General features: G+C 66.7%; 11 protein-coding genes. 5 read left to right on the top strand and 6 right to left on the bottom strand.

The features are described from left to right. The first annotated feature begins 107 nt into the window (after positions 1–107). The 3 genes from FKZ61_RS00180 to FKZ61_RS23765 are packed head-to-tail and all read left to right on the top strand — an operon-like array spanning position 108 to position 8,013. Positions 108–2,585 (top strand): ArnT family glycosyltransferase, encoded by a 2,478-nt coding sequence (locus FKZ61_RS00180; RefSeq protein ID WP_141608046.1) that lies wholly within the window; start codon positions 108–110, stop codon positions 2,583–2,585. 47 nt (positions 2,586–2,632) lie between these two features. Then, complete coding sequence (locus tag FKZ61_RS00185; protein ID WP_141608047.1) at positions 2,633–5,389, top strand: 6-pyruvoyl-tetrahydropterin synthase-related protein; 2,757 nt, start codon at positions 2,633–2,635, stop codon at positions 5,387–5,389. Further along, a complete protein-coding gene (locus FKZ61_RS23765) occupies positions 5,386–8,013 on the top strand; it encodes a hypothetical protein (protein ID WP_141608048.1) in 2,628 nt (875 codons plus the stop codon). Before FKZ61_RS00185 ends, FKZ61_RS23765 begins: the two co-directional genes overlap by 4 nt. Positions 8,014–8,337: 324 nt before the next feature. Here FKZ61_RS23765 and FKZ61_RS00195 read toward each other — a convergent pair whose 3' ends face one another. The 4 genes from FKZ61_RS00195 to FKZ61_RS00210 are packed head-to-tail and all read right to left on the bottom strand — an operon-like array spanning position 8,338 to position 15,999. Next, positions 8,338–10,971, bottom strand: a complete 2,634-nt coding sequence (locus FKZ61_RS00195; protein WP_141608049.1) for an ArnT family glycosyltransferase — start codon at positions 10,969–10,971, stop codon at positions 8,338–8,340. A gap of 16 nt (positions 10,972–10,987) precedes the next feature. Continuing rightward, positions 10,988–13,309, bottom strand: coding sequence for an ArnT family glycosyltransferase (locus FKZ61_RS00200; RefSeq protein WP_141608050.1), 2,322 nt, complete (start codon positions 13,307–13,309; stop codon positions 10,988–10,990). 17 nt (positions 13,310–13,326) lie between these two features. Continuing rightward, positions 13,327–14,346, bottom strand: coding sequence for a glycosyltransferase family 2 protein (locus FKZ61_RS00205; protein WP_141608051.1), 1,020 nt, complete (start codon positions 14,344–14,346; stop codon positions 13,327–13,329). A 30-nt stretch (positions 14,347–14,376) separates the two neighbouring features. After that, positions 14,377–15,999, bottom strand: coding sequence for a PEP-utilizing enzyme (locus FKZ61_RS00210; protein WP_141608052.1), 1,623 nt, complete (start codon positions 15,997–15,999; stop codon positions 14,377–14,379). 669 nt (positions 16,000–16,668) lie between these two features. Here FKZ61_RS00210 and FKZ61_RS00215 point away from each other — a divergent pair. Both FKZ61_RS00215 and FKZ61_RS00220 read left to right on the top strand, forming a co-directional pair. Further along, positions 16,669–18,831: a hypothetical protein gene (locus FKZ61_RS00215; protein WP_141608053.1), complete on the top strand. Its 2,163-nt coding sequence runs from the start codon at positions 16,669–16,671 to the stop codon at positions 18,829–18,831. Positions 18,832–19,076: 245 nt separating this feature from the next. Next, entirely contained in the window at positions 19,077–19,859 is a 783-nt protein-coding gene (locus tag FKZ61_RS00220) for a hypothetical protein (RefSeq protein ID WP_141608054.1), read from the top strand. Between the two features lie 15 nt (positions 19,860–19,874). Here FKZ61_RS00220 and FKZ61_RS00225 read toward each other — a convergent pair whose 3' ends face one another. Together FKZ61_RS00225 and FKZ61_RS00230 are read right to left on the bottom strand one after the other, a co-directional pair. Then, positions 19,875–20,510, bottom strand: a complete 636-nt coding sequence (locus tag FKZ61_RS00225) for an NUDIX hydrolase (RefSeq protein ID WP_141608055.1) — start codon at positions 20,508–20,510, stop codon at positions 19,875–19,877. Positions 20,511–20,576: 66 nt separating this feature from the next. Further along, on the bottom strand, positions 20,577–22,361 hold the full coding sequence (locus FKZ61_RS00230) for a peptide ABC transporter substrate-binding protein (RefSeq protein WP_141608056.1): 1,785 nt from the start codon (positions 22,359–22,361) through the stop codon (positions 20,577–20,579). Positions 22,362–22,363: the final 2 nt, after the last annotated feature.

Below are 22,363 nucleotides of genomic sequence, written 5' to 3' on the forward strand. Positions count from 1 at the left end.
GTGATGCTGCCGAGTTTCTGCCGGAGTATTGACGCCGGATTGTTCTGGCGCGTCTCCCGGGGCAGGGCGACGTTCCGGGAGGCGCCTGCGTTGTCGTGAATGGACCCATGTCAACCCGTCAAAAAGCCCTTGCCTCCCTGCTGCTCTTCCTCTGCCTCTGGCTGCCCCGAAGCCTTCAATTGGATCACTTCGTCGCGGTGGACGAGCGTTCCTGGCTGACCCGGGCCGGCAACTTCTACCTGGCCTTGAGTCGGGGCGATTGGGCCGGCACCTACCAGCGCTACCACCCCGGCGTCACCACCATGTGGCTGGGAATGGCCGGCTACCTCTGGCGCTATCCAGACTACGCGGCGGAGGCGCCCGAACAGATCGAGAGCATGAGCGAAGGGGTGGAGGACTTCCTGCGTGCCCACGGCCGGGACCCCATGGCGCTGCTGGCGGCAGGCCGCCTGGCCGTGGTGACCGTCATTGCCCTGGCGCTGGTGGTAGCCTTCTGGCTGGCCGTGGATCTGGTGGGCCTGGCGACCGCGGCGGTGGGCTTTCTGCTCATCGCCCTGGAACCCTTCTTCCTGGGCCTCTCCCGCATGCTCCACGTGGACGGGCTGAGCAGCACCTTTATGTTCCTTTCCCTGCTGGCTTTTCTCCGCTATCAACAGCGGGGGAGACGGGGCGACCTGATCCTCTCCGGCGTGGTGGCCGGCCTGGCCTGGCTGACCAAATCGCCGGCATTTTTCCTGATCCCGTTTGTGGGCCTGTTGGCCCTGACCCAGGCTGCCCGGGAGCGATTTCGCCTCCCTGTGCTCCGGAAACTGGCCATGGAGCTGGGCATCTGGGGGGGACTGGGCGTGGGCGTCTTCTTTCTCCTGTGGCCGGCCATGTGGGTTCAGCCCCTGGCCGCCATCCGAGACATCTTGAGCGCCGCCGGGGAGTCGGCCGCCGAGGGGCATAGCAAAGCCATCTACTTCAACGGTCGCGTCATCGACGGCGATCCGGGGCCCCTCTTCTATCCCCTGACCTACCTGTGGCGGACCACACCGGTCGTCATGATAGGCCTGATCCTGGCCCTATGGACGGCTGTGCGTCGCGAGCCTGCTGGGCGCAGTCCTTTCGCTGTTCCTGGGCGCCGGCGCACGGCGGGGCTGCTGGCCCTCTACGTGCTGGCCTTCACCGCCTTCATGACCCTGGGCTCCAAAAAATTCCCCCGCTACCTGATCCCGGCCTACCTGCCCCTGGACCTGCTGGCGGCCCTGGGATGGGTGGGGCTGGCTGCCTGGCTTCAGGAGCGGCTGCCCACGATCCGTCGCCGATGGATCGCCGCAGGCCTGCCGGCGCTGGCCGTGGCCCTGCAGGCAGCCCTGGCCCTGCCCCACTTCCCCTACTATTTCACCTACTACAACCCGCTGTTGGGCGGCAGCGCCAAAGCGCCGGAAGTGATGATGATCGGGCTGGGGGAAGGATTGGACCAGGCGGCCCGCTACCTGATGGAGAAGCCCCAGGCCGAACGGCTCACGGTGGCCTCGTGGTACCGGGGCGGCTCCTTCTCCTACATCTTCCCGTACCGCAGCGTGGATATCGAAGAGTTCTACCGGGCTGACTATGCGGTACTCTACGCCCACCAGTGGCAGCGCCAGGTGCCGGACAGACGCCTGCTGGACTACTTCGCCGGCCTGCCGCCGGAACGGGTCATCACCCTGCACGGCACCGAGTATGTGCGCATCTACAACCTGCACACCGTGCCGCCGCCGACCTACTTCACCGACTGGGGCCATGCCATCCGCCTGGTGGACCATGAAATTCTGGAAGGGCCGGTTCAACCGGGCCAGGACTTTGTGGTCCGCCTGCGTCTCTACACCCTGGCCCCCCTGGCCGAGAATCTAAGCGTGGTGGTGCGCCTGGTGGATCAGGCCGGCAACGAGGTGGCCCGCAGCGAAGGCTGGCCCTACGGTTCGCCCACCTCCACCTGGCAGTCGGGCGAGGTCTACGTGGATGGGCACAAATTCCGCCTGCCGGATGAGGCCCCCCCCGGCTACTACCGGATCGAGGTGGCCTTCTACGAGCCGGACAGCCAGGAGCTGTTGACGCCCACGGTGGCGGGCACGGACACACCCCGCCCCACTTTTCTGCCCATCGACTACCTGTCCGTGGGGAAACTTCCCTACAGCCCCACCCTCATGCTGCGTCCGCCCGCCGATTTGGGCGAGACCATCCGCCTGGTGGGCGCCGACGTGGAAGGGCCGGAGACGCCCGCGCCAGGAACCAGCCTGAAGGTGGTCCTCTTCTGGAAGCAACGTTCCTACAACCAGGTAGACTACACCGTGTTCATCCATTTGATTGGGCCCGACGGCCAGACGGTGGCCCAGTTCGACAGCCAGCCCCTGGGGGGCTTTGTCCCCACCAGCCTGTGGCACGACGGTGAAATCATCATCGATCCCCACGTCATCCAGATCCCGGCCGACGCCCCCTCCGGCCCGTACCACCTGCGCCTGGGCCTGTACGAACTGGCGACGCTCCAGCGGCTGCCCGTCCGCATGGGGGACGAGCCTCGCGGCGATTCGGTAGACCTGGTGACCTTCATGGTGCAGTAAAAACAGCCACGCCGGCCGCTCATCCGGCCTGGGAAAGATGGTGTCCGATGCGTCCTTCATGGTTCAGCCCCACACGCCCCACAGCAGCCGGACGTGTCCGCCTTCGTTGGCCTGATGCCTGGCTGCCCTGGCTCATTGCCCTGCCCATCGCGTGGGCCCTCTGGCCTGGCGGCCTGCCCAACACAGCCGACGGCCGGGTCCACTTCATCCGTGCCGCCGAGATGATCCACACCTGGCAGGATGGGGTATGGCTTCCCCGCTGGGCAGAGAATCTGGGCTTCGGCCTGGGCATTCCCCTTTTCGTCTACGCGCCGCCCCTGCCCTACTTCCTGACCGGCCTCCTCCACCTGGCCGGGCTGGACCTGGAAACGGCCTTCAAGGGGACCTGGCTGCTGGGTCTGTGGACAGGCACGGCCGGCGCCTACCACCTGGGCCGCAGCCGGTTGGGCTGGCGGGCAGGCGTGGTGGCGGCAACGGCCTTCGCCTACGCCCCCATCCAGCTGCGGGAGCTCTTCATCCAGGGGAACCAGGCCCAATACCTGGCGTGGGCCTTTGCGCCGTGGGCCGCCTGGAGCCTGATCCGGATCTTTGAGACGGGGCGCAGACGGTACGCCCTCACCCTGGCGCTGGCCCTGACCGGAACCCTGCTGAGCCACAACGCCGCTGCCCTCCTGGCCATGGGCATGGTGGCTGTTTTGGGCCTGACCCTCAGTGGGGTCACCCGCTCCCTGCGGGGCCTCTGGCTCAGCGTGGGGGGCAGCGTCCTGGGGCTGCTCCTCAGCGCCTGGTTCTGGGTGCCCGCCCTGTTGGAGGGCCAGTATGTGCACCTGGACAAGATCGTGGCCAGCGATTTTCGCCAACGCTTCATCCCACTGGAGGAGCTGGTGGCCCTTTCCCCCCCGCTGGACACCGGCGCCATCAACCCCTACTTTCCCCTGACCCTGGGCGCGGTGCAGGTGTGGATGGCTGCGCTGGGCGCCGGTGTGTTGCTCGCGTGGGGGGTGGGGCGGCTGCTTCGGCCGGGCTCCTCCTGGACGGGCATCCGCCTGGAGAAGCTGGACGGGGGAAGCGGCCTCTTTTTTGTGGCCTTCAGCCTCTTCTGTGGCTTCATGGCCCTGGCCTGGTCCGAACCCCTCTGGGATCTCCTGCCCTTCTTGGAGTTCTTCGAATGGCCCTTCCGCTGGCACGGCTTTACCGCCCTGGGCCTGAGCTGGCTCTGTGGCCTTGCCCTGGTCGGGTGGAGCCGCCTCCTGCGCCTACCGGCTGCGGCCATCGAAGGCGCTACCATGCTGTGCGTGCTGCTGCTCATGGGCTCGGCGCTGGTCAACCTGTACCCCCACAAACTGGCACCCAATCGCCAGGAAGTGACCCCGGCGGATGTGGTGCGTTTTGAGGTCCGCACCGGGGCCGTGGGTACCACCAGCCTGGGCGAATTCAACCCCATCTGGATCGAAGGGGCGTTGCAGGACTCTCCCCTGGTCCAGGACTACCTGGCCGGCAGGCCGGTGGACCGACTGGCCGGTGCGTTGCCGGACGGCGCGGAGGGCGAGCAGCTCTTGAACCGGGCCCAGGAGCACCGCTTCCGGCTTCGCCTGCCCCAACCGGCGACGGTGACCCTGCAACTGCTTTACTTTCCCGGCTGGGTAGCCTGGGTGGACGGCGAGCCGGTGGCGGTGCGGCCCCAGCCGGGCACAGGTCTGCTGGCCGTGGAGGTGCCGGCTGGCGAACACGAGCTGTGGCTTCGCTTCATCGACACGCCCCTGCGCTGGATGGCCGATCTGGCCTCAGCCGCGGCCTGGCTGCTGCTGGCGTTCTGGGTGGGCCTGGCGCTGATGCAACGCCGGCCCCTGAGCTGGCCCCGACGTCGGCTCCAGATCCAGGGTCCCACCTGGGGACAGGTGGCGTCCCTTTTGGGCTGTGTGCTGCTCATCCTGGGGGTGCGGGCGGCTTTCCCAGACCGCTTCCGCCTGGAATCTCCGCCGGACCAGGCCCTGCCTGCCTCCCGTCCCCTGCGTGCAGACTTCGAAGATCAGATCCGGCTGCTGGGCGTTGACCCGGCGCCAGAGACGGCCTGGCCGGGGGAAGCCATCTCCCTGGTCGCCTACTGGCGGGCCTTGCAGCCCCTGGAGACCGACTATGCCGTCTACCTCCACCTGGACGCTCCCGACGGCCAGACGGTGGCCACGACGGATCTGCGCCATCCGGGCGACATTCCCACCAGCGACTGGGCCACGGGCCTCTACGTCCGCAGCCCCTTTCGTCTGGCCATCCCCGCCGAGGCCTGGCCCATTCGCTATGACCTGCACCTGGGCGTCTACGATCCCGTGCAGGGCCGCAACCTGGCCGCCTCCCCTGGCAGCCAATGGGGCGCGTCGGTAGGCCAGCTGTGGGTGATGCCGGCCCATGGCTCCGAACCGTCGGCCGGCCTCTGGGCCCGCTTCGGCGAGGCCATCCAGCTGGTGGATGTGAAATATGATCTGGAACTGTCGGCCCTGGTCCTGTACTGGCGCCGGGAAGGACCGGTGCCGGATGGCCTCAGCATCTTCGTGCACCTGCTTGACGATCAGGGGGTGGTCCTGGGGCAGGCAGACGGTGTGCCCTACCAGAACCTCTACCCGCCCGATGCCTGGTGGCCCGGCCAGGTGGTCGAGGATGTGCGCGCCCTGCCCCATGTGGACGTGGCCCGCACGGCGGCCATCGCCCTGGGCGTGTACGAATTGGGCTCCGGACGCCGCTGGCCGGCGGTGGATAGCCAGGGGCAGCCCCTGGCCGATGACGCGCTGTTGGTGCGGATCCATCCATGATGAAGAGCCACGAACCTTCGACCCTGAATCGTTTCCGGGGCAGCGCCTTTGTCACGCTCCTGTTGGGCATCCAGCTGATGACGGTGGTCATCCGCCATGGGTGGCTCAGCGACGACGCCTACATCACCTTCCGCACCGCCTACAACTGGATCCACGGCTTCGGCCCGGTCTGGAATGTGGGCGAGCGGGTCCAGTCCTACACCCACCCCTTGTGGCTTCTGCTGCTGACGCCGGCCTTTGGCCTGACGGGCGAAGTCTACTACACCACCCTGGCCCTCTCCCTGGGGCTAACCCTGGCCACGGCCTGGGCCGTGGTGCGCTGGGCCGGTGAACGCGCCACCCCAGTAAATCCCGGCAGAAATTCAGCGGCATTCCCTCTGGTGGAAACTATCGGCGAATTTCGGCCGTGGTATTTACGCCAGCCTGTACTGGCCTGGCTGCTCCTGCTGGCATTGAGTCTGTCCAAGGCGTTTGTGGAATATTCTACCTCGGGCCTGGAGAACCCCCTCACCCACCTGCTGCTGGCCCTGTTCATGGGCCTGGCGCTCCGGCCTCAACTCAGCCGGAAACGCCTTTTCCTCCTCTCCCTGCTGGCCGGGCTGGGCGTCCTCAACCGGATGGATACCCTGCTCCTCTTCGGGCCGCCCCTGCTCTACGCGTGGTGGCGTGGCACGTCAGCCGGGGCCCCCGGCCGAGGGCGTCTGGGCGATCTGCTGGCTGTGGCCGCGGGCTTCCTGCCCTGGCTGGCGTGGGAAGGCTTCGCCCTGGCCTACTACGGCTTCCTCTTTCCCAACACCGCCTACGCCAAGCTCAACACCGGCATCGGCCAGGGGGAGCTGACGCACCAGGGACTGCTCTACCTGCTAAACGCCCTGGCCACCGATCCGGTGACCGTGGCCGTGATCCTGTCGGGGCTCCTGTTGAGCCTGGGGAGCCGGCGGCCTGCCCTGCGCTGGTCGGGCGTCGCCCTGGCCCTCTACCTGGCCTATGTGGTGCGCATTGGCGGAGACTTCATGGCCGGCCGTTTCCTCTCGGCCCCCTTCCTCATGGCCCTGTTGCTCCTGGCGGAGCAGGTAGCCCACCTGCCCCGGCGCTTTCTCCTGGCCGGCGCAGCCGTGCTGGTGGCCATGGCCCTGGCCAACCCGTCCCAATCGCCCCTGCTGGCCATCTTCGGCGCCGACTCCAACCCGGCCCAGGTCAGCGAAAGCGGCATCGTGGACGAGCGGCGCTACTACCTGGGCCAGACGGGGCTGCTGGCGGCCACGCGTGGGAACCGGCTGCCGGAGCGTGGGATCGTCCAGGGGGTCACCGACCCGGTGTTGCGGGTGGACTGTGGCGGCATCGGGCTGCGGGGGTTCACGGCCAGCCCCTTCACCCACGTGGTGGATAGCTGCGGCCTGACCGATCCCCTGCTGGCCCGGCTGCCGGCCGCGTACACGCCGGGCTGGCGCATCGGCCACTTCGAACGCACCATCCCGGAGGGCTACCTGGGCTCCCTGCGCACCGGCCGTAACCTCCTCACCGACCCGGGCCTGGCCGCGTATTACGACCGGCTGCGGCTGGTCACCCAGGGGCCCATCTTCAGCCCGGCGCGGTGGGCCGAGATCTGGCGCTTCCAGACCGGGCAGAACCAGGCGCTCATCGACTGGGAGCGCTACCGCTATCCCGATCTGCTCACCCTGGCAGTGGATCAGGTGTCCCGTCGCCTGCCGGGCGGCGAACGGCCGGGCGAGCCTCGCCCCCTGGGAGCCAGCGGCATCGCCCTGACCACGGAGGAGCCGGTCCACGCCACCACGGTGCTCATGGGCATCGACTGCCAGGCGGTGCTGCTCCGCTACACCGACGGCACCGGCCAGAGCCAACTGCAGCGGGTGAACACGCCCACCCTGCAATTCGGGGTGGAGAAGCTGATGGCAGTCCCCGTGCCGGAGCCGGTGCGCGCCGCCGGCATCCGGCGGATCCACCTTCTGCCCGTCTCCTGCCGGGGTCCTGCCTTGCGCTGGCTGGATCTGGTGGCCGAGGATGGCAGCCGGCCCCTGGCGCTGGAGCAGGTGCTGGATCTCTACTTCTTCACCTATTATCGGAATGTGGAGGCGACGCGCGGGGAGCGGCTGGCCGCGTTGGAAGCCCGATTGCAGGCTTTCCCGGCCACAAGCTGGGAGGAGGTACCTGTCCGCAAGTTGGTGGCGCTGCTGGGCATCCCCGTGCCCACCATCCAGGCCCTGACCCTGGCCCATCTGCCCACGGCGGATCTATTGGGCGTGCCAGGCCAGGATCCGGCGCTGCGTTACCTGGGCCATGGCGTGGACGGCGAGGAGGAAGGGCTGGAGGTGGACCTGTACTTCGAAGTGTTGAACCGGCCGCCTTTTCCCGTGCGGCTGCGCCTGGAGGCTGCTTCCCCGGGCGAACCGCCCCAGGTCATAGCGACCCCGGAAGCGGCCGAGGAGGCGGGCCAGTGGGAGCCGGGCATAATCCAGAAGATGTCCGCAGATCTGGCCCTGCCGGATGGGACCTACGTCCTCACCCTGTGTAGCGAAGCCCGGGAAGGCGAAGCAACACCCGTGTTCGCAGCGGCGTCCGGCCCGTGTGTGCCACTGGGCACCTACCCGGTGCCACTCCCCTGAGGTGGTAACCAGCGCCCTGTCGCGCAGGGATGATGCTCCTGCAAAAAGTTTTTTTTTAACGCAAAGGCGCAAAGGCGTAAAGGCGTAAAGGCGCAAAGAAACCCAGGAGAGAATGGATGCGGGACCTACGGCGCGGACGCACCATTCCGCAGGTTCAGTCTCCCGGTCGGACAGACGTGCCAGAGCTCCCAGCGCCCCGCCACGCAAGGATGGGAAATCGAGGCATCTCGAAGGCCGCCAGTAAATCCCGGCAGGAATTCGCCGATGGTATCCAGCAGAGGGGGTGCCGCCGAATTTCTGCCGTGGTATTTACGCCAGAGTGTACTAGGGCGTCCCCGCCTCGATGCGGATGTCGGTCAGGTGGACGCGGTCGGCCACGGGGTTACCTGCCTCGTCCAGAACGGGCAGGCGATCCAGGGTTTCCTCGATGTAGAGGCCGGTGTACAGGGGGTAGAGGCCCGGAGGGGCGTCGGCCTTGACCTGGATGTCGTGCACATCCACCACCAGCTCCCCAGGATCCCATAGCCACGTGCCCCGGCTGCCGCAAACCGGATAGCCATCCTGCTGGGCGACCATCACCCCGTCGCCGTAGTAGGACTGGTTGAAGACCTTGTAGGACTGATCCATGGACTGCTGGGCCCGCCAGTAGAGGGTCAGGTGGAAAACCTCGCCCGGCTCCAGGGGGGGCGTGTAGTCCAGGTCGTAGCCCTCCAGCCAGATGCGGTTGCCCAGGTTCACGTGGAGGGGATGGCCGATGGGCGGCTCCACCACGGGGTAGCCCAGGGGCAGGTCCGGCGTGGCCTGGGCGTCGAAGAGGGGCTCGTACTCCTCCAGGCGATAGGTGCGCAGCGGGAAGGATTCGGCGCTGCGGCGGTAGATCGTCATGGCCGGGCGTTCCTTCACCGTCACCCTGGCCCAGGGGCGAAAGTCTTTTTCCAGGAAGTGATCCAACGCGGCGTCGTATCCTTCTGGGTCCGGCTGGAAGTTCTGGATGCGAAAGAACCAGGTCGCCTGATCCTCACAGCGCCGCTGCCCCCGGGTGTACCAGGCAGGCGTCCAGAACTCCACCTCATTGGTGGCGTAGTCGCCCTGGAGGATGCCTTCCCGATAGAGCATGCCCACCACCTTCCAGCCGTTGTTCAAGGGAAATCCGAAGAGCGCCCGGTTGTCTGGCACGTCGTAGGCCGTCCAGTAGCCCTGGGGGCGATTCTCCTGCCAGGTGCGCAGGATCTCCACGTCGGTGTGGACGAAGTACCAGTAGGCGTAGTTAACAAAGGCCAGCAACAGGCCGGCCCCGGCAACGGCCCCCAACTGCCGCAGCAGTTGACCGGCCCTGCCGGCCCCGCGCAACTGCTGCCAGCCCTGCCCGGCGGCATAGGCCGCCAGCAGCGCCCATGGTGGGAAGAACACGTAGACGTGGGTGCGGGGCTTGGCCATGAAAAAGAGGGTCACCACGAACGGCACACCCAACCAGAGCCAGAGGGTGCGCTCGGCCACGCTGACCCGGGGCAACGTCCAGGCCAGGGCCAGGAAGATCAGGAAGGGCGCGAAGGTCCAGTCCACGCCCCCCACCGTCAGCCAGTCGGCCCGGTGGAAGGTGGCCAGCAGAGCCGCCACCGCCAGCCCGCCAGCCAGGAGGCTACCGGCCCTGCCCAGGCTGCGCCGGTAGAGCCCGAGCAGGGCGATCAGGGCCAGCCCCACCAGCAGGATCAGGTAGTAGGTGGAGCTGTAAACGGTGGTGCGGCCGAAGAAGTCGGCCAGGTTGTTGTAGGGCAGGCTGTCCCCGCCGATGCGCCGATCCAACAGGTAGGTGATGGTGCCGGTGAAGCGGGGATGGAAGATGAAGGGCACATAGAAGCTGGCGGCCACCGCGCCCCCCATGGCAACGGCCACCGCCAGGGCCCGAACCCAGATCCGGAGGGGGATGGAGCTCTGCCCAGCAGCGGGCCAGAGGAGATGGGCCAGCAGAAAGGCGGCCGGAATGGCTGCCCAGACCGCCTCATAGTGGGCCAGCAACCCTGTAGCCAGCATCAGGGCCGCCAGGGTCAGGCGGCGGGCGGGCGCCCGGGGCTCTACCACCAGGCGATGGAGGGAGAGGAGCACCAGCGGTGTGGTCAAGAGGATCAGGCTCTGATACTGGACGATGCGGGAGAAGCCGATCAGGTAGCCGTCCACAGCCAGCAGCCAGGTTGCGATCCAGGCCGTCCGGGGGTTGAAAAGCTGCCGCCCCAGCAGCCAGACGGCGCCCAGCGCGGCCAGGCCGGCCAACGCAAAGGGCAGGCGGGCCGCCGCTTCGGTCAGACGTCCCGTCAGGGCAAACAGGGCAGCAGGAATCACAATTTCGGCCGGCCCTTTTTTGTGGAGGAAGAGCACATCCTCGTATCCCTGGAGCACGGCCGCCGCCCGCAGGACAGCCCGGGCCTCATCGCCGTGATACTCGGCGTAGCCCAGGTGGCCCATGCGCAGGAACGCCGCCACCACCAGCAGCCCGCCCCAGAGCCAGAGGCCCTGTCGGCCTGGCAGCAGCAACCCCGCCCCGACGGTCCCCTTCCAGCGTCGCCAGGCCCACGCCGCCAGACAGACGGTCAGGCCGTCGAACAGGAGCAACACTGAGATGGCCGTCACCCCACCTGGCCAGTAGCTCAGCAGGGTCATCCCCACCACCAGGAGCCCATACCCCAGGGCGATCCCGTAGACCAGCAGCTCTCCCAACCAGCGGCCCGGCCATTCCGGCCCGGCATTGCCCCCCATGTCGGAGGAGGCTGCAGGCTGGGGAAGGGGCAGGAGGGCCAGGGCCAGCAGAAGCCCGGGAAGCACCACAACCACAGCCAGAGCAGCCAGAGCCTGCCAGAGAAGAGGCACCGGCAACCACAGCAGCCCATGGCCCACAACGGCCAGAACCAGAAGGATCAGCGGCAGAAGGCGCTCAGGTGGTCCCATCAGAGGATTGCGGCTCACGGGTCTGCTCCCACCCTCACGAAGAAATCGACAGGGTCGTGATAGGGATCGCCCGATCCCCCACCCGCTGTCCGGTCTCCGGGTGATACATCCCCACCAGCAGGGTATAGGTGCCAGGGGTCAGATCCGGCCCCAGGGTGAGCAGCACGTGATCCCGAAAAGGCCAGCCCACCGGCCAGCGGCTGGTGTAGGAGGTGTTCAGCCCCGGATAACCATCCCACTGGGCCACCGGCCGTCCGCTCTCATCCGCCACGTGGACGAAGACCTTGTAGTCGTCCTGCAGGCGGCGATTGGTCTGCCAGACCAGGAGCAGGTGCAAGGTCTCGCCGATGCGATACGTCCGCCGCTCCAGGTGGGCAGACACCAGCCGGACATGCTCATCCAGGGGGACCGATTCCACCAGAGCAGGCGGATCGGGAAGGGGTTCCAGGCGGTTGACTTCCCGCTCGAAAAGAGGGGCAAACTGCTCCGCGTCGAAGGCCACGTAGGGCACCGGCAAAGGACGCCAGGTCCAGATCTGCAGGCGCGGCTCGCCCCGCACGAAGATGTCGCCCACGTGGAGGTAGCCCTGGAGGTAGACGTCGTCGTATTCCGGGTTGGGCTCGTGGAGGAGGGTGGCGATGAAGAAGACGCCGGGCGACTGGTCGGGATCCCGCTTGTCGTAGGGGGTCAGGTACCAGCGCCGCAGCTCCCAGGCCCCGTCGTTGCTGGCGTAGGTGGCCGGCAGGTATCCCCACTGGCCCAAGACGCCGGCAACCTTCCAGCCCACCTGGATGGGAAAGCCAAAACGGGGCTTTTCGGGAATGCGTTCCCCGTATGGAGCCCAGTAGAAAGGGAGCCGCTCTGTGTCGTAATGCATCACATACTCCGGCGCCTGGCGGAAGAAGACCAGGTACAGGTAGTAGACGGAGACCACCAACCAGGCGGCCACCGCGACAGCAGCCACCCGTCGCCAGGTGAGCATTCCCTGCAGATCGGTAGCCAGAGCCGCCAGGGGCAAGGCGGCCAGCAGCGACCAGCTCTCCATGAGCAGGTAAAAGTGGGTGCCGGGGTAGCGCACCACAAAAATGTACAGGAGGAAAAAGGGCAGCCACCAGAGCCAGAGTACCACCAGCGGCAACCGCGCCCGACGCCAGCCCAGCCAGCTTCCCAGCCCGGCCAGCAATACCAGGCCTGCGAAAAAGTAGGTGGAGTTGTAGAACGTGCCCATCTCCACCAGGAAGGGCAGGTTGAAGGTCCCGATCTCACCCAGGCGGTTGGCCAGGTAGCCCTGGGTGGTGGCGAAGTAGGGATTGACAATGGCCGGCACGTAGGCCGCCGCCACCAGCGCCCCGCCGGCCGTCCCCCCCCACAGGGCCGCGTTCACCAGACAACCCCGCTCTGCACGCCGGGCGCGACGCCATCCAAGCACCACCAGACAGGCCAGCGCCGGCGCCAGCAGGCCGAACTCGTAGTGGAAGATGAGCCCAAAGGCCGTCAGGGTGCTCAGGAGCAGCAGCCATCGCCGCTCTCGTCCCCGGGAAAACTCCCAGGCCGCCAACATGGACAGCGCCGAGAGGAGCAGGATCACGGCCTGATATTGAGCGATGCGAGAGAGGCCCAAGGCAAAGCCGTTGACCGCCAGCAGCAACCCCGCCACCCAGCCGACCGTCGGGTTGAAGAGGCGCCCCCCCAGCAACGCCAGGGCCAGGACACTCGCCACGCTGGCCAGGGCAAAGGGCAGACGGGCGGTGGCTTCGTCGGCCGTGCCCAGCGCCCGGTACACCACCAGGGCTACAGCAATCTCCCCGGGCCCCTTGGTGTGTTCGGCCAGGGCCGCGTCGTCTCCTTCGATGGCCCGTCGAGACTGGCGCAACAGCACCACCTCGTCGGCGTGAAACTCGTGGTAGCCCAGCCCGGGCAGGCGCAGGGTCGCGGCCACCAACACCAGCCCGCACAGGCTCACCAGGACCGGCAGTGACAGCGGCACCGGCGACAGCAGCGGCCGCCTGGCCAGGGCTAACAACAGCGCCAGCGCACCGAACGCGTAGAGGGCCACCAGGGGCCAGAGCCCGATGGGGCCCGGGAACCAATGGGCCAGCAGGGCCAGCAACACCATCCAGCAAAGGCCCAAGGCCAGGGCTAAAACTGTCACGGTGGGTAGATCGGTACGGGGAAGACGCCACAACAGGACCAACAACACGCCTGGCAGCCACCAGGCCAGGGCCATCATGGCCAGCCAGCGGGGCCACAGTGCCTGGGTCGTGGCCAATGTCCAGGGGGAAATGGCCAACACGGCAAGCCCCAGGAACCACAGCCACCGGGGTGGCACACGGACCGGGGGAGATTGGGTAGACATGGGATTCAGTCAGCGGCTCAGTGGTAGGAATCCTGGGAAACCACTTCGCGCACAAAATAGATGGGTTTGTTCTGGCTTTCGTGATAGGTACGGATGATCAGCTCACCCAACAGGCCCATGGTGATCAACTGCACGCCGATGACCACCAATAACACCGCGAGCAACAACATGGGCCGCCCGCCGATATTCTGCCCCAAGAACAACTTCACATAGGAAAGATAGAGGCCGATCAGGAAGCCGAAGCCGCCCAACACCAACCCAATGGAACCGAAAACGTGAATGGGCCGGGTGGCGTAGCCCCCCAGGAACCACACGGTGATCAGGTCCAGGGCCACCCGCACGGCCCGGCTCAGGCCATATTTGGACTTGCCGAACTGGCGGGCATGGTGGTTCACCGGCACCTCGGCCACAGTTCCGCCCACCTGGCTGGCCAGGGCCGGGATGAAGCGGTGGAGCTCACCGTAGAGGCGCACATGCTGCAGCAGGTCCCGGCGGTAGGCCTTGAGGGAACAGCCATAGTCATGCAGGCGGACATCGGTCACGTTGGAGATCAGCCGGTTGGCGATCATGGAGGGCAGCTTGCGATCCCAGAAGCGGTCCTGGCGGTTCTTGCGCCATCCGCTGACGATGTCGTACCCCTCCTCGATCTTGGCCATCAGGAGGGGGATGTCCCGGGGATCGTTCTGCAGGTCGGCGTCCATGGTGATGATCACTTCGCCCAGGGCGTAGTCAAAGCCGGCGGAAAAGGCCGCCGTCTGGCCAAAGTTTCGCCGCAGACGGATCACCTTGAGCGCGGGATCTTTCTCGGCCAGTTCCCGCAGGAGCTCAAAACTTCGATCCCTGGAGCCATCATCCACAATGATGATTTCATAGGATTTGCCGTAGTCCCGCAAAGCCTGGGTCAGGGCCTCGTAGAGGTGGGGGATGCTTTCCTCTTCGTTGTAGAGGGGAATCACCACCGAGATCGCCGGCGCCGGCGGCCGGGTGAGATCAGCAGCCGGGTCTTCAGCCTGTGCCTGCCTGGTTGAATCGGTCATCTGCATTTCACCATTATGGGAACGGTTACGTTACTGATCGACCAAAATTTCGTCGCCATCCACGGTGGTCTGGGCACCTTCCATCAAAGACTGGCACCGGCTCCCCAAACCCAGCACCATGGGCCGATGCCAGGCCCGGGCGGCGACGACGAAGGGATCCATGGGTGTGCCTGTGGCGGACACAAAGCCCTCGGCCACGGGCAGGGCCAACGAGCAGCTGCTGTCCAGTTGCTGCACACAGAGGATCGCCGCATTGCACCCCCGCACCTGGCGACCTTCCCAGTGGCGCAGGGGTCCGGTGACATGTCCGGCCACCCCGGGAAGCCCCTGGTGGGCCGGCATCGCCGCCACATCGCCCAGCAACATCTCCGGCGCCTCCTGCCCTTGCCAGGCATCATACGCCTCTTTCCGGCTCCGGGCTGTAGCCTGGATCCCATGGGTGTCGCTGACGTTCCACTCCCCGGTCATCATCTGCTTGAGCTCTTCCAGCTCGTAGAAGAAGACATCGTCCAGGGCAGCCAGACGGCCATCGGCCAGGGCCTCCCGGCCTGCAGCCAGCGCCCAGCACCGTGTTCCGGCCAGGATGTAGGCGAAGGCGTGGAGGGCACGGCTCTGCAGGCGGTGGAGCTCCCGAATCTGGGTGAGCCACTGGGGAACCTGCTTGCGCACCCCTGGATCGGTGACCTCCAGCAGCCGTTGGGTGTGCTGCGTGGCGGGCAGCCTGGGCGGCATCTTGGGCTGGTGGGTCACACAGGCCAGCAGGTTGCGGAAGATGGGCCAGGCCTCCTCCTGCCAGCGAGGATGGGCCAGTTCTCCCTCATGGGAGCCCCGATGGCCAAAGGTAGCCAGAAATGCCTGGATGGACTCCCGCACGGCGGGGTCCGGGAGTTTCTGCACCCAGTCGGCAAAGTCCTTCTTGCGCAGCCACGCCACCGTATCCGGGAATTCGCTGGTCTGGTGGCAGAGCTCCAGCATTTGCTGGGCCAGCTCCGACTCCACCAGGCCGTCCAGGTCGCAGATGGCGTTGTTGATCAACAGCACGTTGCGCGGGAAGGGCACCTGCGCCACGGTCGCCCAGAGCAACTGGTTGTAGCGATAGGCCAGCAAATGGCGGGCAGCGAAGAAGATAGCCAGGCTATCCGGGCCGATGCGCTCGATCTCTTCCATCACCTGCAAGATTTCGGCCTGGGTCCACCTCAGTTCCCGGGCTTTGTCATACCACTCCCGGGCCCGGTCAGTGACCCGGTCCAGCTCGGTGGCCATTTCCGCCAGGGCGGTGTTCAGACGCCGCTGCTGGCGGCCCCGCTTGATCCCCCCCCACAGGCCTGATTTTTCTCGGGGGCAGACGGGGTAGGACGTCCCATTGATGCGAAAGGTCAGGGGATCCATCCCCAGTTGTTCCACATCCATCTGGCAGCAGACCGATAGGTTCAAGTATGCCCGGCCCAAATGCTGACGCAGGACAGTCGTCCGAGGGGCAGGCTCGCCGCCCACCCGGTCATAGTACAGATACCAGGCGCGGCTCCAGATCTCGGCCAACACGCTGAAGCTGAAGGGGGTGAGAACCCCAGCAGAGAGGGGCTCCACGGGCAGCTGCCACCAGACAGTTTCCTGATTGCCGGGCACCGGGCCGGCCACAGTATAATCAAACAACGTTCACCTCTCCATTTCCGCGACAGTCGCCCTGTCGCAGCAGACTCGTACAGTCTGGCATAAATACCACGGCAGAAATTCCGGATGCCCTCTGGGCGCACTGCCTCTGGTGGAACCGATCGGCGAAGCCGCAGGCCAGAGGCCTGATCGGCGAAGCCGCAGGCCAGAGGCCTGATCGGCGAAGCCGCAGGCCAGAGGCCTGATCGGCGAAGCCGCAGGCCAAAGGCCTGATCGGCTATGCCGCAGGCCAGAGGCCTGATCGGCTATGCCGCAGGCCAGAGGCCTAATCGGCGAAGCCGCAGGCCAGAGGCCCGATCGGCTATGCCGCAGGCCAGAGGCCTGATCGGCTATGCCGCAGGCCAGAGGCCTAATCGGCGAAGCCGCGGGCCAAAGGCCCGATCGGCTATGCCGCAGGCCAGAGGCCTGATCGGCGAATTCCTGCCGGGATTTACTCGTGCCATGGATGGGCGGATGGTCCCGCTCGATTCCATAACGAGATATTGTCCACCGAAAGAGAGGTTGTGTCAATTTAAACGCCCCGATGGGAAGATTTCCATCAGATCGTGTATACTGTCCATGGGTCGCAAGAAGATTTCATCGCCCAAAGGGCCACCTAACCACAGGTCCGGTGCAGCCAAACCCATCCCATTTGGAGGAGAATCTATCCCCATGAATGTATTCCCATTTTCAACGCCTGTCCATGCCGGCAGCGAGCAACCCCCAGGATTCTCGCGCCGAAATGTACGCCAGACGCTCCTGGCATGGCTGGGCGTGGGCCTGTTCTTTCTGTTGGGCAGCCTGATGCACACGCCATCGCTCCGGGCAGCCCCGGCACCCCAGGAGCCCCCCCCTCCGCCCCAGGCCATTCTGCCGGGACAGTACGTCTTTGCCGAAATGACCGCCGGAACCAGCACCCGCTATGTAGTCGACCTCCCTGAGGCCGGAACCTATCTGGTCACGCCGGTGGAGGAGGCAGAGGTCCCCGTTTTTGACCTGCTGGCCACGGACGCCACCGGTACCGAGATCTACAGCGCCCCCCTGGCCAACGCGGAGCTGGCCGCCGAAGCTGGCCCCCTGACTCTGGAATTTACTGCCAATCAAGATGGGCTGCTGGCCTTCGTGGTTCTGGGCCCCATGGGCGCCCTGAGCCCGGATCCGGCCCAGCCGAACGTCCTGACGGCCGGTTCGTTCTACGCCGAAAATGAACCGGATGGCCCCCGCTACGGCACCCTGGTCATCCCCGCCACAGACTATCCCCAGGAGGTTCTGCTCTACGTGGGGGTGGACGAAGGGACCAGCTGGCAGATCACCGTCGACGGTGGCGCGCTGGGGACGTTTCAGCTCAACACGGCCCAGGAAAACCTGCTCCGCTTCTGGAGCCAGGGCGGGGAGTATCCCCTGGCGCTGACGCCAGAGGATTCCCCCGGCAGCCGCCTGTTGGTAGTCCCCTTCCTCGGCGGACCGCCCCCGGCTGTCCCGCTGGATACGCCCCTGGCCGCTGAGGTTCGGGCCGGCACATCCGAAGCCCTCTACCAGATTTCCCTGGACAGCATCTACACGGTGTTGACCGCCACGCTGGACGCGCCGGGCGATAGCTGGAACCTGACCCTGTTGGACCGGTTGGTGGACGGAGCAGTCAACGCCGGCGGCAGTGGCCAGCTCACCCTGACGGAGCTCCTGCCGGGCACCTATTACCTGTGGGTCCAGGCCCCGACCGCGGTGGATAGTGCCCAGCCCTTCACCCTGACTGTGACCGGCGCGGCCGGCGACCCCATCCCGCGGCTGGAGAACCAGGCGGCCGCCCCAGGTGAATTTGCCGAGGGCGAGGAGCAACACACCTACTGGCTGTCGGTTCCCCAGGCAGGCAGCCTGATCACCCTGTCCCTCCAGGTGGAAAGCCCGGACGTGAATTACACGATCCAGGCGGGTCTCCAGCCCGGTGCGCCCCTCTGGCGTGGAGAGGACGACGCTCCCCTGCGCTTTGTGGCGCCCCGGCCAGGCACCTACCTGGTGGACGTGCTCAGCAACGGCACCCCCGGCCCCTACACCCTCCTGGCTGAGGTGGCTGATCCGGTCGTAGCCCTGGATCCGGCCGCGCCTACCTGGGACCAGATCGGCCCAGGGGAAACTGCCTTCTACCGCCTGACGGTGGATGCGCCTGACCAGCTCCTCACCGTCATCCTGGTGGGCAACCCTGCCGCAGAGCTGGACCTGGCGGTCACGTGGGTGGACCCGGACACGGGCCAGCTCCAGACGGCCTCCTCGACGGGCGAAGGCTCGGTGGAAGTGGTCAGCCAGAGCCGAACGGTGCCAGGCATCTACCAGGTGGCCGTGCAGGCCGGCGCGGTGGGCGGGCCATACCTGTTGATGGTCCGCCTGGAGGATCCCTCACTGCTGGGCAGCCAGTGGGCCATCGAGGCCACGGCCAGCAGCCAATATGGCGAGACCAGCTATTCGGCCACCCAGGCTACCGGCGCACCGGACACCCCCGTCCCCGGCGACTTCCCCACGGCCTGGGCCCCCGAGAACCCGGACGACGGCCTGCAAACCCTGGAGCTGCGCTACGCCCACCCGGTGTTCCCGACAGCCATCCGGATTTATGAAACCTACAATCCGGGAGCCGTCGTGGCAGTGGAGGCGTACAACGGGGAAGCGGACGAATGGGTCACCCTGTGGTCCGGCCAGGATCCCAGCCAGGAGGCGCCCGCGGCCTTCAGTCCCCCCATCACCCCGACCGACTTCGCCACCGACCGGCTGCGCCTCACCCTGGACACAGACGTGGTGCCCGGCTGGAATGAAATCGACGCGGTCCAATTGATCGGCCGCCCGTAGTCCGGCGTGCAGTGAACCCACCGTGAAGAAGTGACCTCGTGAAGCGACGTCATCAGGGGACGATCCGATGGATCGCCCCCTCTTCGTGGCCGCCCCACGGGAGAGCACCCCGCGGCTGCCATCTGGTTGCATTTCAAAGCAAAGCCGGTACAATAGGGCCAACGCTAACCATGGCGGCGCCAATCGTCCGTTGATGGCATGGGCCGGAAGACGCAGGCACCGCCGTTGAGACCGGAAAGTGAGCCATGAACACCCACCCTGAGTCCACCTCCCCCCTCGAGGACCGTCGGCGGTATCATCAGCCGGTCCTGGCTTTTATCGACTGTGACATCGTCAGCGGCAAGGACGAGCTCGCCCGGGAGCAGCTGCTCACCAACGTGGGGCGCTACCGCTCCACCGGCGTGGCCCCCCTCTGGGTGAACTGGCTGCGTCAGCGGGCCGACCTGCGCTTCGTCTGCCTGGTGCGGGATCTTTCGGAATTCAACGATTTCATCCTGGACGTGGTACGCAGCGCCGAAGGGGTCCGGGAAACCCGCACCATCCTCAGCTTTGGGGGGCGCGCCGACATCGACATGCTGCTGGAGCTGGAGATGGAGGTGAGCCCCAACAGCCCCACCGTGGCCAGCAACGTCATGATCGACGTGCAGCCCGGCCTGGACCGGCGCTGCTTCCAGGCGCTGCTGGAGTTGCCGCCCCACCCCGACGTACGCCCGGTCTGGCTGCTGAACTGCTACCACAGCGCCAACGCGGATCTGACGTTGCTGCTTTTGGGCAAAAACATCGCCGCGCTGACCGGCTACGTGATGAGCTGGGTGCGGACGACGCCCGGCGTCATCGACACGGAGATGAGCACCGTGCTGGACTGGCGATGGCTGGCCGCGCCCGACGACATCGTGGAACTTTGCGAGCTCTTCTTCACCCACAATTACCGGGGACAGTCCCGTCAGGGGCAACGGCTCTGGGCCCGAAGTCGGAGGACCGGCACGCCCGAGGATCCGGCCGTACGCCAGGCAGAAGGGGAACGCTGAGGCCCAGCCTGAGCTTCAGGGGCGCAGGTGCCGGGCCACAAAATGGTGGCTGAGGGCCCGGAAGCGCCCCCAGTCCCCCCAGGCCGGCACTCGCTCGCCCAGGCTGGCCAGACTCTCGGCCACGGCGGGCAGTTCCGTCAGGGGGCACCAACGCCAATCGCTGATCTCTTCCGAAGGATCCTGAACCTGCAGAACCGCGCCCGACGGCATCCGCACCAGGAAGTGGTAGGTGGCAAACGGGAAACGCTGGCCCAAGGTCTTGTGGTGAAACTCGTACGCCACCACGCCCAGGAAGCCTTCCAGCCGAAGCTGCTCCTGGGCATCCCCAAACACCAGCCCCGTCTCCTCATACACCTCCCGGGCCAGGGTTTCCAGGACCGTATGGCCGGGATGCACGCCGCCGGTGGGCAGACGATAGGCGCCCGGCGGGTAGATGTGCTTGGTGTGTAACAGCAGGCCGGCGGAAATCTCTTCTTGAATCATCACATAGCAGATCTCGGCCCGGCGGCCATCGCTCAGCAGGCGCTGATGCTCCCGGGTGAGGAAGGGCGTGTCCACCTCGAGATGGCAATGCTCCACGGGCGCCGCCCCCCACCGGCGGGTCAGGTGCGCCAGTTCTTCGGCATCCAACGGCTGGGTCAGGACAGTCAAGGAAACCTCCTTCTAATCTGCGAAAACTGTAGTTTCGACAGCGGAGTCCCGGATGGTTCCGGGGTGTCAGGGCAGAGTTTCCTGCCAGAGGCGTCGCTCCAGCACAAACCCCCAGGGCGCCGGCTCCAACACTCCCTGCCAGCCTGAGCTGTAGGCCCAGCCCGTCGTCTGGCTGCCGATCAGGACGTACGGGAGCCGGGCGTGGATCTCTTCCTGCACGGCCCGATAGGCGGCCGCCCGGACCTCGGGATCACACTCGGACGCCAGCCGCGCCTGATCCAGCCAGGTATCTACCCCGGCGTCGTGGAAACTGGTGAAGTTGTAGCCCGTGCCCGGCCTGTCTTCCCGGCTGTGCCAGAAGGTGCTCAGCCCTGGGTCCGGAGCCACATGATCCCACCCCGCCAGGGCCAGATCGAAGCGCTGCCCCAACAACTCCTGAGCCAGGCGGTCAAAGGGAAGGGGCTGGAAGGTCACTGCCATGCCCACAGCCGCCAGATCGGCCTGAATGAACTCCCCCATCTGGACCCGCCGGGGGTTGTCCTCGTTGGTTAGCAGGGTCAGGTGAAGCACCTGGCCGTCCTTCTCCCGCACGCCATCGCCATCCCTGTCCACCCAACCGGCTTCCTCCAGAAGCTGAGCGGCCGCGGCAGGGTCATAGGCGTAGGGGGTGAGCCCAGGGGCGTAGGCCCAACCCACGGTGGGCAGCACGTAGCTGGCCATGGGCACCAGCTCTCCCTGGTAGATCGCCTGGTCGATCCGCTGGATGTGGATGGCGTGGGCAATGGCCTGGCGCACCCGCAGATCGCCCAGGATGGGATGGGGCGGCTGGGGCACGGGCTGGTCCTGATCATCCCGCCCTGGACGGGGATCCGCGGGGTCGGCCAGGTTGAGGGCCAGGAAGGTGTATCCATTCTCCGGGAAGGTAGCAGCCACCACGCCGGGCAGGGCAGCCACTTGCTGGCGCTCCCCCGGAGCCAGGCGCACCAGATCCAGCTCGCCGGCAGCCAGCAGGCGTCGGCGCTCCGCCGCATCGGGCACCACCCGGAAGATCCAGCGCTGCAGCGCCGGCGCGACGGCGGCAGCGCCCGACGGCGTGGCGGTGGATGCTCGCCGGGCCAGGACGATCTCCTGCCCCGGCGTCCAGCTCACGAATTCAAAGGGGCCGGCGCTCACGGTGGGCGCCTGGTTTAAAGGATGATCCCGCAAACCGCTGAAATCGTCCCCATAGGCATGGGCGGGCAACACCGGGTGGCGCAAGAGTTGCAGGAAGGGGCAGCCGGGCTGTTGCAGCCGCACGACCAGGGTGTCGGGCCGGGGCACCGACAGCCCGGCAATGGCGGCGGCCAGGGTGCGATACGGGCTGGCCACGGCAGGGCTGACCAGGGCCTGGTAGGTGAACTGGACATCCCGAGCCGTGACCGGCTGGCCATCGCTCCATTGCAGGTCCGTGCGCAGGGTGAAGGTCAGCACCTGTCCGCCCTCGCCGATGCGCCAGTCCACGGCCAGGCCTCCCCCGGAGACAGGCGCCAGGCCGGTCTGGGGGTCTTGGGCCAGCAGGCGGGGAAAGAGCTTGTCGATGACCGCCAGGCTGGTCTCGTTGGTGGTCAGCACCGGATTGAAGCTGTCTGCATCCTGGTGGACGGCCTGAATCAGGGTGTGGGCAGGCTGGGGCGCCGGAGTGGGCGCAGGAGCCGCCAGGGCGGTCGGCGTGAAAGTGGGCGCCAGCGCCGGCGGGGTCTCGCTCGCCGGGGTCGCCGGCTCGTCGGAGAAGAGGGGGCGGAGCCACCAGATCGCCCCGACCACCAACATGGCGGCCAGGCCGATTGCCAGGAAGACGTGGAAAGATCTCACAG

Source organism: Litorilinea aerophila (assembly GCF_006569185.2).
Classification (GTDB): Bacteria; Chloroflexota; Anaerolineae; order Caldilineales; family Caldilineaceae; genus Litorilinea; species Litorilinea aerophila.